Source organism: Tunturiibacter gelidiferens (assembly GCF_051013345.1).
Taxonomy (GTDB): Bacteria; Acidobacteriota; Terriglobia; order Terriglobales; family Acidobacteriaceae; genus Edaphobacter; species Edaphobacter gelidiferens_A.
This window is the reverse complement of the sequence record NZ_CP132939.1, coordinates 4,542,745-4,556,663: the sequence shown is the minus strand read 5'-3', so window position 1 is coordinate 4,556,663 and position 13,919 is coordinate 4,542,745. Positions and strand designations below refer to the sequence as shown.

Here is a 13,919-nt window from a genome sequence, read left to right as displayed (position 1 = left end):
ACAAATTACGTCGTCTGTTCCGACAGATGAAGCAGTGTCTCACGCAGCGCACGCCGCCGATGCAAGGATGTAGTCAGATCCTCTAGTGATATTTTTTGTCTACCGCTAAGGATCGATTGCTTGATCGAGTCCTCCGAGGCGCGGGTGAGTTCTGCCTGACTAAGGCCTTCTGTGAACTTCGAAATGTGCGCCCATACGAGGTCTTCGAATCCGAACTGTCCCAGCCGCAAGCCGAGAATCTGCCTTATCAGGTCTTCATCGGGCATGCCATATTCCACGATCTCATCGAACCGGCGAAAAAGAGCCCGGTCGAGCAGATCGGGGTGATTTGTCGCAGCGATGACCACGCTGTCAGTGGAATTTGGCTCTTCCAAAAACTGCAAGAAAGAGTTGAGGACTCGACGCATTTCACCAACGTCATTGTCAGCAGTACGTTTTCCGCCAAGAGCGTCAAATTCGTCGAACAGGTACACGCCTCGGATCGACCGGATCTGATCAAAAATCAGTCGCAGTTTGGTAGCAGTCTCGCCCATGAATCGAGTGATCACTGTGTCCAGTCGAACGCTAAAGAGCGGCAGGTGTAGATCCCCCGCAATCGCAGAAGCAGTCATCGTCTTCCCTGATCCGGGAGGCCCCACTAACAGGAGTTTCGAGCTCGGTTTCAAACCAAAAGCTCTTAGCTTGTCGCGCTTTTTCTGCTGAGACGTCAGCGACGTCAACCGACTCCTAATCTCCGAATTAAGCACCAGATCATCCAAATCAACCCTCGATTCGACTGTCTGGAGGAGATTCTGCAATTCTCCGCGAGGCTTGGTGATAGGGACGACTACGTCTTGCCTCTGCCCCAAGGTCAGGTTGGAACGTCGCCTGTCACGCGCGAGTTCCACAAGACCGCGCAGTTCTTCAGCGACATTCTGACGACCGCGCTTCGCCTCTGCAGCGGCAACCTGTAGAGCGATCGCAAGAAACTGCTCTTGTCTCCTTGGTTGTGGCTACTCAGTAGTGCTACGATTTGCCGCGCGGTGGCCATAATGTCATTCTAAGGGATCCGAGACTCTAGACCTTCCTTGGTGGACAGGGTAGCACGGGGTTATCAAACTACTCCAGAAAAGCTCATGCCTGAAGTGGGAAGCTGGTCGCTTATTGCCTTTCCCGGTTCTTGAATTTGCAGGGAATTCGGAGCACATCGAAGACTCTTCAGGCGTGACATGCGCTTGATGTGCCGGGCGGCCACGATCTCTCGTGAAGGTTGGCGCTGTGTTTGGCGACCTTCGGACCAAGCGTCCAAACCATCGTCCCGATCGCGATTCCGCTTTTCGCCGCAACGTTCCCGCCAAACTTTACGGCAGTGGGACCGTGCTTCAGCGTAAGTCTTCCAGCGTGATACCCGCCAGTCAGGACGGCTTTCCCCGCTGCCTTCCCGGGCATCCCCCGAAACTAACGGCAGAAGAGCCATGGTCGACGATCTTGTCCGGATTGCGGAAGTAGTGACCGCCGATGTGTCGAACGAGCCTGTACGAGTGTCGGGCCGTGGTGTATTCCTCGAAAGACATAGTGAATCATGTGGGTATGTTCTGCAGCAGTGTGCCACTGACCTGCCCCCGGGAAACTCTACCAGTTGAGACTGGAGTCTTCTCGTAATGACCTGCACCGGAAAACTGAGCCAAATTTCGTTGGAGATTTCGGCCTGCGCGGTTCGGTTTGTGCCGGGTTGACCGGCAGAATTGCGGTGAGGGTAGCTCAAGTGAGGACCTCAAGCAACAGGGTTGAGGAATTGTTGTTCTTTGCTAAGATTCCACCGCTGCACGTGGCGGCGAACTCTGCCGGGGTTCGGTCATCCAGCGCGGAGTGCGGACGGTGATGGTTGTAATCCAGCCGCCAAAGATGCAGCTTACGCCGAGCGTCGGCCAGCCTTGCCGCCCGCCGCTGGCTCAAGGCATGGACAGCTTGCGCCCACTCCGCCAGCTCGCGTCGCGCACGAGGCCTTACAGTTTTTTGCGATAATCTCCTGAAGGATATGCCGGTCCAGGCTCAGATCCGCCACCAGGCGCTTCAGCTTCGCGTTCTCCTCGCGCAACTGTCGCAGCTCGCGCAGCTCCTGCAATCCCAACCCCGCATACTTCTTCTTCCACAGATAAAACGTCTGCTGACTGATCCCATGCTTGCGGCAGACCTCGACCACCGTGTCCCCAGACTCCGCCTCCCGCAACACTCGCAGAATCTCCTCTTCGCCGTGTCCTCGCTTCGCCATCTCCAGGCTCTCCTCTCTCGTTCCAGAGAACCACGGCAGGCGGCGATCTCTCAACTTCACAGCGGCTTAGTTTTTGGGTTTTGGGTCAACGTCGCGACTGCGAACGATGCATGATAATCATCGATGGCCGCAGTGCGGCCGCACCTGAGGATGAGAAGGGTTTACGTTGACGTAAAGCCTCGGTGGGGTGGAGACTTCAGGTGCGAACAGGTAAAGGGTCGCGGACTTATTGGTGGTTCGACCCCGAATGATAATCTGACCCGCCGGTGGCTCACGTACACCTGACTGGCGCCTCTTCTGAGCCCGTAGAACAATATGCCCAACCCGCCGCCGGCTGCTTGTCCGCACTGGAGGAGTAGATGATCGAAGCGATTATCGAGCGATGTGCCGGCATCGATGTTGGTAAGAAGTTCGTCGTGGTCTGCGTCATGACCGGCGGCGCAAAAGATGAACCCCGCACGCAGATCAAGAAGTTTGGCACGATTGTGAGCGAGCTTCAGCGGCTCGCCGAATGGCTGGTCGCTGAAGGTTGCACCCACGCCGTGATGGAGAGCACCGGAAGCTACTGGAAGCCGGTATTCAATCTGCTTGAGGCCTGCGTCCACGTGATCCTGGCGAACGCCGCGGACGTGCAAAATAGGCGTGGACACAAGACCGATCCTAACGATAGCCGATGGTTGGCCCATCTGCTTCGTCATGGCATGATCCGGCCAAGCTTCATCCCGCCGCTCGCAATTCGTGAACTGCGAGACCTTACGCGTCGGCGGAGGCAGCTGATCGGGGAGAACTCAAGGGAGCGGAACCGGGTTCAGAAGGTGCTTGAAGATGCGAACGTCAAACTTGGTGACGTGTTGTCAGACGTCTTCTGTGTGTCAGGCAAACTGATGCTCGCAGCGCTTCTCGATGGTCAAATGACCGCAGAGCAGATTGCCAATCTGGCCAAGAAGAAGGCCCGAGAGAAGATTCCGCAAATAGTGGCTTCTGTTGCCGATCATCGGTTGAGCGGCCATCAGCGGTTCCTCATTCGGCATGCGCTCCGTCATCTTGAGTTCCTGGACCAGGAGGTTGAGGCGCTCAATCAGGAGATCCGACGGCGCATGGAAGCCCCAGCACTAGCCGAAGCGTTCCATCTGCTCCAGAGCATTCCAGGTATCAAGGAAGAATCCGCCGCCAGCATACTAGCCGAGATAGGCGCTGACATGGAACAGTTCCCTACAGCAGCGCAACTCAGCTCCTGGTCCGGGCTATGTCCGGCGAACCACGAGAGTGCGGGCGTCAAGAAGAGCGTTCGTACGAACCGGGGAAACGTCTGGCTCAAAACAACGCTGACGCAGAGCGCATGGGCCGCCACCAACCGAAGGGGATCGCGGCTGCAGTCACGCTACCACGCCTTGAGAACCCGCTGCGGAAACAAGCGGGCCATCGTGGCACTCGGACACACGCTCCTCAAGACCATCCACGCAGTTCTCTCAGCAAAGATGCCCTACCGAGAAGATCCTGCCATCACGCGGGACGACCGGAATGTCGAACGTGCTCAGCACCATATACGTTGCCTGAAGAAGCTCGGATACAACACGTTTGCCGTCGAGTAGAGCTGCCTATTCTCAGAACAATGTCCTTTATCATTCACTACCTGAGTTGGCAAGCGGCAAGGGGAGATCCGAGCTTCGTACGATTAGCCCGTCACTCGCCCTGAGATGCCTACCGGACTTCCCAACCAAAGCATGCGCGGCGAACTGCTGGTTGAAAGGGACTTCGCCACAGGCGCCGCGTTGCTGCCGTGGTTTCCGATCATGCGTCAGCCAGCAGGCTTGCTACCGATTCCGCAATCTTCTGACCAGTGGCCTCCTGGTAGAAAGTGAAACCAGGGGATGGGTTGACCTCGAAACAATACCAGCGACCCTCTGGAGAACGGCGCAGATCGACGCCCGCGAAGAACAAACCCAACTCAGCCGCCAGTCGGCGGCATCGCTCACTTAATTCCGGTTCGAGCGTACATGCACGGATTTCGGTCCTACCTCCGGAGCGGCCGGCGTAGCGGTAATCGTCGGCGTCCGAGACTATCTGCGCGGCGAAGACTCTGTCGCCAACAACGTGCACACGGTAGTCGGCGCCGGGGATGTATTGCTGAAACTGCGTGGGACAGTTGCCGATGTCCATGAGACGCTCTTTATGCTCTGGCCCGAGCCGCGAGACGATACTGCGCACCCCGCTCGTTGACTTGTAGATGACCGATCCATGGTATTCGTGAAAGGCCATCGCGGCCTTGGCGTCGGTGGTGACTAGCGTGTCCGGGAGGTCTAGGCCGGCGGCGCGGATTAGCTCGGCCTGGTAGGGCTTCGAGCTATTGGAGGCCATCATGGAGGGCCGGTTGACCACAAGCGCCGGGGTGACCTCGACCCAGGCCTGCATTCCGTCGTCGAGCGCCATGCCGTGATGCCAGAGCGGTGACAATGGGCCCGCTTCGCTCAACATGGGCAGCCGCCGGACATCGTAGGGGCGGGCATAGATGGCGGTGACGGCTTCGAGTGCTAGCGCATTGCCATCCCATTGCAGGGTTCCGTGGACAGTCGCGCCTACGTTCAGATCCAGGGTTGCGGAGGCGATGGAGTGCTGATCAAAGAGACACACGGGCGCATTGCGGCTTTTGAGAGCGGAATACACCGCGCGCAACGGCCCGTCGCGGGGCAGGCCCCAGAGAAGGATCATGGCCGCTGCTCCTTGGAGTCGGCTAGCAGAAATTCGCGTGCGGCGTCGATTTTCTCGTGGGAATTCAAGTCGGGCATTGGATTGGCGCTGGCGAGCGCCAAGCCGCTGCCGTATAGTGCAAAACCTAGAGTCAGCATGCCGACCCCGGCGGCCTGGGCGAGTGAATGCGCCCATGCGGCCAGTGAAGGTTCGACTCCGCCTAGGATGCGATCGCCGATCACGGTGACCTCGGCCGCAATCTCCGATTCAGGTGCCGATAGCGCGCTCAGCCGAACGCTGCGATGGATTGGCCGCACTGGGATTCCGGCCTTCGCGGCAGTGCGAGTCCACTGCTCGGGCCGCCAGGCGGGGCCAAGTAGCGAGCCCGCAGTGGGCCGATTGAGCAGCCTGCACGGCAACGACGAGAGGAAGGCAATCAGGAACGCGGTCATCTCGCTCGCGACGTAATCGCGATCGGCGGCGTGGATATGCGGCAACATATCCGCGTGAATTGCTGGCAATCGGGTGAGTACACCAGTGATCGTCGATACCGGGACAATCTGGCCGGCGACGACCGCTGCTCCCTCATCGGGCTTGCCGGCCGAGTAGCGCCAGCCGGACGTCGAGAGGTCGGCGGGTGTGCACAGCGCGGCGCCCCAGGGCGCCCATGCCTCGACCACGGACCGGGCAGTCGAATCATGGGCGCTGGATAGTATTACGAGCATTCCGAGCCGCGATCAGCGCTTCTTCGTCCCGCCCGGCCCTCGCCGGCCCTGGCCGGATTCGTGCTTTGCGGCTGGATTTTCGGGCGCTCTGGGCGCTGGTTCCGCGCTCCGGGCTTCGGCGCCGTGACGCTCCTCTTCGCGACGGCGGCGCTCTTCCTCTTGAAGCCGCTGCTGCTCCATCCGGCGATGCTCTTCGGCATGCAAGCGGCGCTCTTCCTCGTGTTGTTCATGCTCATGCCGCTCGGACTCTTCGTGGTGCAGGGCGCGCTCCCCAACGCTGGGCCGCTCCTCGCCGCGAATGAACGGCCGGCGGTGCAGCTCGCCTTCAATGTGTTCGAGGCGCTCGGCGATGCGGCCGACCTGGTGCATCAGTTCGCCCAGCTCGTGCCGTTTTTCGTGATGCGCATAGTGCATGTGCTCGTGGCACTCCTTTTCCTTGCAACCCTTGTGTTCGCATTCCTTGTGATCCTTCTCTTTGCAGGGCTTTTCCTCGCATTCCTTGCAGTCCTTGTCTTTATCCTTGAACTCCTTGGTGTCCTTCTCTTTAACATCCTTGAAGTCCTTCTCCTTCTCCTTGGCCTCCTTGGCGTCCTTGTCCTTGTACTTTGATTCCTCGTGGTCGAACTCGACGATCTCCTCGTCATGATCATGATCGTGATCGTGGCTGTGATGCCAGCGGCGCTCGACGCGGACGTCGACTGGATGCGAGGAGATGCCGTTGGCAATGACGGTGAGGCGATACTCGCCGGGCGGCAGATGATCCGGCACGGCGAAGTGCGTGTGATGAATCGTCTGGCCGGTGGCGACGCCCATGGTCGAGTGGTCGAAGGTGCGGCAATAGACGGCGCCGACATGATTGGGACCCCAGAGGCGCAACAGAGGATAGTTGGTCGCCATCTGCTGATCGTCGCCATAGGCGCAGGCTTGCGACAGGCCGTTGAGCTGGCGCCCGTGCAGGCGATAGGTTTGGCCTGGATGCAAGCGGTGCGGCACATGTGTGATTTCTGGGCGCCACGCGTTACGCGGGCCGCCAGAGGGCGTATAGATCGCCATGTCGAAGCTGGCACCGCCGTCGGAACACGCCGAGAGAAGCGCCTGCCCGGTCGGCAGGATCAGCAGTCGGCAGTTATACGTCGGGCTGATCCCGGCGATCGCTGGCGCCGGGGCTGGAATTAGGGTTCCGCTGATCGGGTCAAATTCGTAGAACTCTGCCGGCGTGGAGAAGCCGGCATCGCCGCCCGAGAGGGCGATCGCCCCCACGCAGCACAAGACGTTGCCATTGGGCAGCAAGCAGGCCGGCGCGTCGAGCGCGGCTTTGAGATTGCCGTGCGAATCGACGGGGAAATCAGGGCCGGCGGCCCAGGTCCCAGGATCGGTCGGCGTCGTCGTGGGGGCGTGTAGAGTCCGGTATGACCGGTGGCCCCGATGGCGAAGACGCGCCCGTCCGGCAGCAAAATTTGCGGTCCCATCTCCGGCACAAAGCCGGCTCCGGGAGCCTGCGGCAGGGTAACGGGGATCACGCCGGCGCTGACCCAACTGTTGGTTGCGATCACATATTTCTGCGCGTCGGGGATGCTGCTGCATTGAACCGCCAGCACGGTGCCGTCTGGAAGCAGCGTCCAGCCCTCCTCGGAATCGGAATCGAGACCGTCGCCGCCGGCCGACCAACGGCCCGATTCCGGGTCCCAGATCGCCGTCGCGTTGGCGTCGAAGTTGGTATTGGCGCAACCCAGGAGCAGGCGCCCATCCGGCAGCACGCAGGAGGCGCCGTCGCCAATGTTGGTCCACTTCGGCGGCGTCGCGATCGGTGTCCAGGTGTCGTCCGTCGGGTCATAGATCTCGGCGGCCAACAGATCGACGCCATTATAGACACCGTTGTCCTCGCCGCCGGCGCAAAACACGGTCCCGTCGCGCAGAACAGCGGACGCGAAATACAACGGCGCATTGGCGGGTCCGTTCTGGCTTACCGGCGCATTGTTCGGCATGGGGCTGAGCGGAGTCCAAGTTCCGTTCGCATAGTCCGAGCGGTCGTCTGGCGCCAGCCGGAACCAGTTCGAGGTCAGGTATTCGTGACACAGGACGGCGCCGTCGGTCAGAAGCAGCGTCGCGTCGATGTTGACATTCGGCTTGTTCTTCAGAGGTTGCCAGGCACCGGGCATTGTTAGTTCTCCTTCATAGGGATAGTGATCCCAACAAGTGAATCGTTTCACGGTCCGGCTATTTCCCAGGCCCAGGTAAACGGTGCTGAATCGAGCAGATATGCCATGGTCCGGACGGGAACGATTGGAACGGAGGAGGGCGGAAATGGCCTTTCTGAGTGGACGCTTCGTGCGGCAGACAATAGTGGATGCATTTCGGCCGGACGCTCTTTTCGCAACTGCTCGAACACGTGCTGGCACAAGGCTTTCAAAGTGTGTCACGCGACACAGAGACGATTTCAAATCTCGCCCTCAAACAATGCGGCCCACCAAGTTAATGGGGGTGCCGCGTGATAATCCGGTTTATCACGTAGGGTATGGAGCACGGGGGCATGGGACAGAAGCCCCTGTGTATTAGCATTCTGGGTGAAGATCATTTCCTTGCCCGATTGTGGATCCTTTCGGAATCATCTCCGCGCGAGAAATCCCTTTAAAACTTCTGAAGCCAGTTCTGACGATCCTGCTCGGTGATGTGGCATCATCGCCCGCCAATTCTGGCGGCGATTGTGGTTGGGTTGCGGCGGAGCAAGGGCTGTCATTCTTGGCTGCAGATCCATTCGGAGAACTATAGGGCGATTGCCGTGGCCATCAGAAAAATCTTGTACGAGCCCAAGTCATCTTGGCCTTGTAGGCACCTAAGCTTCTCACGCATCAATCAGGCTCTAAATCGCGTGATTCTCAGCTTCATCACAGCCTCCTCGAAGGGAATTCGTAATCTCGCGAAGACGTACTCAAAAGATGTGGGGAACTGTACTTCGAGAAAGTTCGAGGGTGGCCCGGATGTTGAAATCTTGAGACCGTGCATCAAGCTTAGACTGCAGCGGCGGGCTGGTTCGTCTTCAGGGCGGCCCAGGTCTGCGGGCCTACGATGGCGTCGGGCTTGAGTGCCATGCGTTTCTGAAAGGCGCTGACGAGGGTTTGCGTGAAGGGCCCGTAGATCTGATCTTCGGAGTTCTTCATGCCTACGTTATTGAGGAGCTTCTGCACGCTTAGGACATCCGGTCCGCGCATATACGGAACGAGGGGGCGAAGCAGCGGAAGGCTGTCGACCTCCGGATCGGGGATGGGGGAAGTGGGATGCTCGGCTCGGGTGCGGGTGTGCCGAAGCTTTGCGCCGTGATGGTGATGCCGCGTAGAGCGATGGGAAGGTCGAGCGTCCACGTTCCTGCGGATACCAGTTTGCCAAAGGCCTCGGGCCGATAGGTCGTCTGGGGAGCGTGCCGCTTGAGATACTCGGTTCTTACTTCAAGGTAACGCGTGATCCAAGTCTCTTCCGGGATGTTTGCCCCGATGGGGCCGACAGCTGCATTCACGGCCATGGAACACGCCTGCCATCCGCCTTGGATGTGCGTGTCGTAGGCAATGGTTTGGGAGAGCGGCTGCTGTAGATTAGCGTGCTGAGCAGCGGCGAGCGCAGGCTGAAAGAAGTTACGGTCGAAGTAGTCATCCTGGATACGCTTCATGGCGGGATCGTTGCCGGCCTGCCGCAGGATGTTTCTTATGGTGAGATCCTGATCGAGGGTGATGTCCTTGTTGCCGAGTCGTCCGAGGAAGGGGCTGAGTTCCTGGGCGAACTGGGCGTCGGGCGCTTCGCAGTAGGCCTTGATGAGGAGGAAGAGATTGCCGCTCATGAGAGAGACCTGACTCCTGCCATAGGAGAGGTGTCCCTTGTCGTTCTTGAGCCCACCGACGGCGCCGTAGTTGCCGGTGAGTGAGCCGCTCTCAAAGATGTTCACGATGGCGATGCAGGTTTGTTTCTGCAAGGGATTCATGCCGCTGCTCCTGAGTTGCTGGTACTGCGGGTCTGCTTTTCTCCTGGCGGAAAGGTGAGGGTCGTCTGCGACTGCTGCCCGTCCGGGTTGGTGATAGTGAACTTGAGTGAGGACGCGCCCGGGTTGAACCAGCTTTCATAGGACTTCTTGTCTGTGTCGTCGAGCGACGCTGGATAGATGGAGAGGCGTAGTTCGCGTGCAAGCGTCGGCTGATTGGCGTCGTCTTCGGGGGCGACGATCTTCGGCGCGCGGGATTCTCCAACTTTGGTGAGCATGCGGAAGGGAAGATCTTCCCCGTTGATCTCGAAGGTTGCATTGACCGAGAGATTGCGTCCACGAAGTTCGATGACACGCATGGCGGGAGCGGTGGGGCCCGGGTCCGGCTGGGGGCAGGGGCCTGAGCGACCGCGGTTGCGAGTGAGACTCCGGTCGCGAGATCCTGGGCCGCAGCCGCTGCGAGTTGCGCCTGCTCTGCGAGGACGCGCAGAGTCTCGAGACGTGGATCGGAGTCCGACACGGCGAAAACCTGCGCGAACTCCGCAGCAGCCGATTGCGATGCGGCATCGGCGGCGGATGCGCTGTCGGCGAGGATAGAAAGCATGCCAAGGCCACCGGTGGTGGCTGCGGTGATGCCTGTCCGGAGGGCCTGGAGCGCGGTCTGCGCGGCCGTGAAGGCTGCGGGCGCCGACGCGGCGGTGATGGGCGAGATGGCGAGCTGAATGTAGCGATTCGCCTGCTGCGCTGCGGTGATGGGCTGGGCGAGAGAGGCCAGAGCGGGCGCCGAGGCGGAAGGTCGAGCACCGGCGGTTGGAGCGGTCGCGCCTTCCGGAGGGATCGGTCCGGGTGAGGCGGGGGAGACGGAGATTTCACTGATCACTGGACCAGGCTTCCGGGCGAGTTTTCCGCCGAGATAGCCGGCGGAACTGATGCCCATCAGGTACATCAGGCCTTCTTGAATACGAGGTAGCTCTGAAATCTGCCAGGGCGGCGAGTGCAGGGTGACCAGGCAAAAGGCAAGCACGCCGAGATTGGTCCAGACGAACATTTGCACGCGCTCGGGCGCGGCGACTCCCCCACTGGTGACGAAGTCTCCGAGGCTCGGTAGCTCCTGCCCGCTGCCCTTGGGCCCTCGGACTGCGGTGACCACTTGGGAGCCGATGGCAGTGCCGGCTGCAATCGCGATGATTCCCGGCAGTGAGCTGGGAACGTCCGGAAGGGAACCATTCTGGATCAGGACGCGGCTCAGGGCAAAGTAGGTGTAAGAGAAGAGCGCGGCCAGGGTCCAGAGATAGAACTGGTATTTCGACAGGCTGTATGTGTTCGTCTCGGGATCGAGAAACAGGATGGTGAACATCCCGTAGGAGGTCTTGTGAACCTTGTAGGCCGGAAGAAACGAGGCGAGAAAGACGACCAAGGCGACGGCGGCGATTGGGACAAAGAAGCTGAACCCAAAGACGGAAGAGTCCGCCCAAGCGACGACGCGCAGCTTGATGACGTTGCTGACAAGCTCGCCCTGCCGGATCAGCAGGTTCGTTTCAATCTCAGAGGGCAGCTTCACACCGCAAAGGTCGATTTCTTCCGAAGATTTCACCTGCCCGTGAAGACCTTCGATCTGGTCAGTCCCGTTGGTCGCGCTCGTTGGACATCCATCCCACTTGACCGAGATTGGATTGGCGCCGACGGGAACGGAAGGGCCGCCGACCTGGACTGGACTGCCACCCACGAGGATCGTATTGTCCTCCGCCGGATCGATGATGAAGTTGCTGCCCAGGATCGTTAGAACTTCCTTTCCCGGCTCGTGCGAGATCTGCTCAGGTTGAACTTCGCGCAGAATCGGAGGCTGCTGGTCTGTCTTAACGACGTTGATCGGATCTCTCACGGTAAACCACTGTCCGTTATACGAGACGCTAAAGTTGTATGTGCCGAGGGGAATTGGATCTTTGGGCGGGTTCTTGTGAGCGTCACAGGGTGTTGGCTTCGGGTGAGCCTTATCTGGAGGCGAGTCGGGGACGACCACATCGTACGTGCCGTGACCATCTCCTTTCTGCGCCGCGATCAACTGTCCAGCGAGGCAGACGGAGACCTGCGGATCGCCGGGTGGGGGGACGGTAAAAGTGATTCTGAAGGATTTTCCGCGCGGCACACGCGCCGGACTGAAGTTCACGGCTTGTTCTGCAGGACCCTGCGAGGCGGCGGGAGCGGCCTGCCCTGTTAGTGGTGCGGCCGAAAGAAGAAAATCAATGGTGAGCAACGCGGCGGCGAGGAAACAACGGCGCATCAAGAACCCCCTGTGCAAATCAACTCCAACCCACTCGCGTTCTAGGGCACGAGGGCATCCAGTAGTGACCGAGCTACAGAAGTCGTTACGCGATCTCTCAACGGAACGAAGCAGAGTTGTGGGTCTTCGAGGTAGATAGAGATCGGGTGAACAACAGACTTAGATTCGAGATGAAGTACAGCGGTATCTGACCCGTTAACAAACAGAACAGCTTCTAGGAGGCGCTCGGTCCAAGCTGATGCTAGGGGAATGAGTCCTGCACGTCAATAATTTCGTTTGAGGCCGGGGTGGTTTACCGTCGTACGGTTCGAAATCGCTTACCACTTGCTAAAAGAGAGATGGCCTCGCCGAGTCTCCCAGGAGAGTAGGACTGATGGTGGCGGTAGTGTGACTCCCTTCGTTGCCACCCCACGCGAAGAGGAGATAGAAGACCGGCAGACCCCGGCGCGGACGGTCAGGCCGGCACCGAAGCTGTGGCGAAGGTGATCGAGGCTGATGTCGTCGCGGCGCAGGGCGATCTTTCCTTCATCGACGGAGAAGAATCCGCCGATGGGAAGTTTTCCAATGGAGTGTTCGAAGGTGCCGCGGAAGAGCAGAAGGTCGGGTCCGCGGAAGCGGTAGTCGGGATAGCTGGCCAGCATCGCGTTGCCATTGATGTCGGAGCCGCCGATGGTGGGCGAGAAGTAGAAGGGCACGACACTTCCACGGTCTGCAATCGACTCGGAGAGGAAGGCGCGCAGAGTGATCGATCCTTCGAGTTTCTCGGCGGTGGAGACGATCGGGCATGGGACAGCTGGATCGGGTTTGGCGGCTGCGGCTCGTGTCACCGAGATGTTTCGATTCGCATTCGACCCGCTGCAGTCGTCGGGGCCGTTGTAGACAAGCGCGCCGGCACGATTCTGATAGTACTTCTGTCCAAGTTTCTTCGGTAAGAAGGCATAGAGCGGAATCTCGTGGTTGAAATCGCCGTTCCAGCGGCGGAAGGAGTACTGGCTGTTGTTGGGTGCGACATACTCCTGGAGCTGGAGCACGTAGTCGAGGCGGAGGCGATCCTTGAACAGTCCCGGGCCAAAGTGGAGACCCTGGGATGCCTGGAAGTAGGAAGGCTGGTGAGTCAGACCGGGAGCGGTCGATTCATTGAAGAACACTCCGATCGATGGAATGGAGGAGTCGGTTCCGGGGCGGACTGAGGGGAAGCGTCCGTTGAGCTCGGCTGTCACGGCAAGCCTTGTCTTGCTGAGTGCTCCGGTGAAGGGAATGGCGGCGCTTGCTCCCGTGATGTTTTCGGAGAAGCCGTAGGTTGTGTGGGTCAGCGGCGTGGTGTCCGGGCCGAGGCCGTAGTAGTCGACGCGAGTGAGCGAGATGCTTTGCGAGTAGAAGTTGAAGAGTGGGGCGACGCTGTAGTGCAGTCCGCCGGGAAGCCGGTAGGCCTTCATGTATCCGCCGGCACGCCATGAGCCGTTGAGAGTAGCCTGGCCATCGATGTCGTACGTGGTCCTCAACTCGTTGGCGAAGTTCTTGTGTTCGACGAACGCGAGACCGAAGGCTTGACCGTCTTGTGGAGCGAGGCCGCCCACCGTGATATGCATCGGTTGGCCCATGACGAGAGTCTGGCCGCAGTCGATGAGACTGCCGAAGTTGAACTTGCCGCAGGCCTTCAGGGATTCGCCTTCGACGCGGAAGTCGCGCTGGACGCGGTTCTCGTTTTGCGCAAAGACTGGAAGCGCAGCAAGAAACAACAGAGACGAGAGTGCAGGGGAGAGCTTCATTTTTTTCTTTTGGAGAGGACTTTTTGGCTTTTGCTTTGACTGATGGTGATTTTTTTGCCTTGACCGTTTCTTTCTTTGGAACAGATTTTTTCTTTGCCGCAGATTTCTTCAGGGTCGGAGCCGCGGCAGCTGCAAGAGCAAGAGATTTACCGGTGCGGACCGGGGCAGGGGGTTTGATCGCAACGACTTTCTTCGCCACCGGTTTGGGCCGCGGCCGCGAGAGAAGATAGCTGGTTAT

13 protein-coding genes and 1 pseudogene are annotated in these 13,919 nt (G+C 59.5%); 2 read left to right on the top strand and 12 right to left on the bottom strand.

All coding sequences use genetic code 11. The features are described 5' to 3' along the window. Positions 1-5 precede the first annotated feature (5 nt). From RBB80_RS22755 to RBB80_RS22740, 4 genes and pseudogenes are all read right to left on the bottom strand, one after another. Positions 6-758 carry an AAA family ATPase gene (locus RBB80_RS22755; RefSeq protein WP_433964628.1) on the bottom strand — a complete coding sequence of 251 codons (753 nt, stop codon included), beginning with the start codon at positions 756-758 and terminating at the stop codon, positions 6-8. Positions 759-1,197: 439 nt separating this feature from the next. Continuing rightward, positions 1,198-1,428 carry a hypothetical protein gene (locus RBB80_RS22750; protein WP_433964627.1) on the bottom strand — a complete coding sequence of 77 codons (231 nt, stop codon included), beginning with the start codon at positions 1,426-1,428 and terminating at the stop codon, positions 1,198-1,200. 312 nt (positions 1,429-1,740) lie between these two features. After that, a pseudogene (locus RBB80_RS22745) lies at positions 1,741-1,911 on the bottom strand (integrase core domain-containing protein); the annotation flags it as partial. After that, complete coding sequence (locus RBB80_RS22740; RefSeq protein ID WP_433964626.1) at positions 1,892-2,251, bottom strand: transposase; 360 nt, start codon at positions 2,249-2,251, stop codon at positions 1,892-1,894. The pseudogene RBB80_RS22745 and the gene RBB80_RS22740, both read right to left, overlap by 20 nt. A 359-nt stretch (positions 2,252-2,610) precedes the next feature. Between RBB80_RS22740 and RBB80_RS22735 the strand changes: the two genes are divergently transcribed. Then, complete coding sequence (locus RBB80_RS22735) at positions 2,611-3,843, top strand: IS110 family transposase (protein ID WP_433964625.1); 1,233 nt, start codon at positions 2,611-2,613, stop codon at positions 3,841-3,843. Positions 3,844-4,042: 199 nt separating this feature from the next. Here the strand turns inward: RBB80_RS22735 and RBB80_RS22730 are convergent, their stop codons facing one another. The 8 genes from RBB80_RS22730 to RBB80_RS22695 form a co-directional block, all read right to left on the bottom strand. Beyond that, on the bottom strand, positions 4,043-4,960 hold the full coding sequence (locus RBB80_RS22730; RefSeq protein WP_433964624.1) for an ATP-grasp domain-containing protein: 918 nt from the start codon (positions 4,958-4,960) through the stop codon (positions 4,043-4,045). Beyond that, positions 4,957-5,664 (bottom strand): hypothetical protein, encoded by a 708-nt coding sequence (locus RBB80_RS22725; RefSeq protein ID WP_433964623.1) that lies wholly within the window; start codon positions 5,662-5,664, stop codon positions 4,957-4,959. Before RBB80_RS22725 ends, RBB80_RS22730 begins: the two co-directional genes overlap by 4 nt. A 12-nt stretch (positions 5,665-5,676) precedes the next feature. Then, positions 5,677-6,924 carry a hypothetical protein gene (locus RBB80_RS22720; protein ID WP_433964622.1) on the bottom strand — a complete coding sequence of 416 codons (1,248 nt, stop codon included), beginning with the start codon at positions 6,922-6,924 and terminating at the stop codon, positions 5,677-5,679. After that, entirely contained in the window at positions 6,837-7,823 is a 987-nt protein-coding gene (locus RBB80_RS22715; protein WP_433964621.1) for a hypothetical protein, read from the bottom strand. The genes RBB80_RS22720 and RBB80_RS22715 overlap by 88 nt, the downstream gene beginning before the upstream one ends. An 849-nt stretch (positions 7,824-8,672) precedes the next feature. Beyond that, the gene (locus tag RBB80_RS22710) at positions 8,673-8,849 is read right to left on the bottom strand and encodes a peptidoglycan-binding domain-containing protein (protein ID WP_433964620.1); all 177 of its coding nucleotides are present in this window, start codon (positions 8,847-8,849) and stop codon (positions 8,673-8,675) included. Positions 8,850-8,851: 2 nt separating this feature from the next. Further along, positions 8,852-9,634, bottom strand: a complete 783-nt coding sequence (locus RBB80_RS22705; protein ID WP_433964619.1) for a chitosanase — start codon at positions 9,632-9,634, stop codon at positions 8,852-8,854. Then, the gene (locus RBB80_RS22700; protein ID WP_433964618.1) at positions 9,585-11,912 is read right to left on the bottom strand and encodes a hypothetical protein; all 2,328 of its coding nucleotides are present in this window, start codon (positions 11,910-11,912) and stop codon (positions 9,585-9,587) included. Before RBB80_RS22700 ends, RBB80_RS22705 begins: the two co-directional genes overlap by 50 nt. A 317-nt stretch (positions 11,913-12,229) precedes the next feature. Continuing rightward, a complete protein-coding gene (locus RBB80_RS22695; protein WP_433964617.1) occupies positions 12,230-13,681 on the bottom strand; it encodes a hypothetical protein in 1,452 nt (483 codons plus the stop codon). Here RBB80_RS22695 and RBB80_RS22690 point away from each other — a divergent pair. Then, positions 13,663-13,911, top strand: a complete 249-nt coding sequence (locus RBB80_RS22690) for a hypothetical protein (protein WP_433964616.1) — start codon at positions 13,663-13,665, stop codon at positions 13,909-13,911. The two genes, RBB80_RS22695 and RBB80_RS22690, sit on opposite strands and share 19 nt — an antisense overlap. Positions 13,912-13,919: the final 8 nt, after the last annotated feature.

Bases quoted from the DNA above. Each gene is read 5' to 3' on its own strand.
- RBB80_RS22750 (WP_433964627.1), bottom strand. From the start codon at position 1,428: ATGCCCGGGAAGGCAGCGGGGAAAGCCGTCCTGACTGGCGGGTATCAC.
- RBB80_RS22740 (WP_433964626.1), bottom strand. From the start codon at position 2,251: ATGGCGAAGCGAGGACACGGCGAAGAGGAGATTCTGCGAGTGTTGCGG.
- RBB80_RS22735 (WP_433964625.1), top strand. From the start codon at position 2,611: ATGATCGAAGCGATTATCGAGCGATGTGCCGGCATCGATGTTGGTAAG.
- RBB80_RS22730 (WP_433964624.1), bottom strand. From the start codon at position 4,960: ATGATCCTTCTCTGGGGCCTGCCCCGCGACGGGCCGTTGCGCGCGGTG.
- RBB80_RS22725 (WP_433964623.1), bottom strand. From the start codon at position 5,664: ATGCTCGTAATACTATCCAGCGCCCATGATTCGACTGCCCGGTCCGTG.
- RBB80_RS22715 (WP_433964621.1), bottom strand. From the start codon at position 7,823: ATGCCCGGTGCCTGGCAACCTCTGAAGAACAAGCCGAATGTCAACATC.
- RBB80_RS22705 (WP_433964619.1), bottom strand. From the start codon at position 9,634: ATGAATCCCTTGCAGAAACAAACCTGCATCGCCATCGTGAACATCTTT.
- RBB80_RS22700 (WP_433964618.1), bottom strand. From the start codon at position 11,912: ATGCGCCGTTGTTTCCTCGCCGCCGCGTTGCTCACCATTGATTTTCTT.
- RBB80_RS22695 (WP_433964617.1), bottom strand. From the start codon at position 13,681: ATGAAGCTCTCCCCTGCACTCTCGTCTCTGTTGTTTCTTGCTGCGCTT.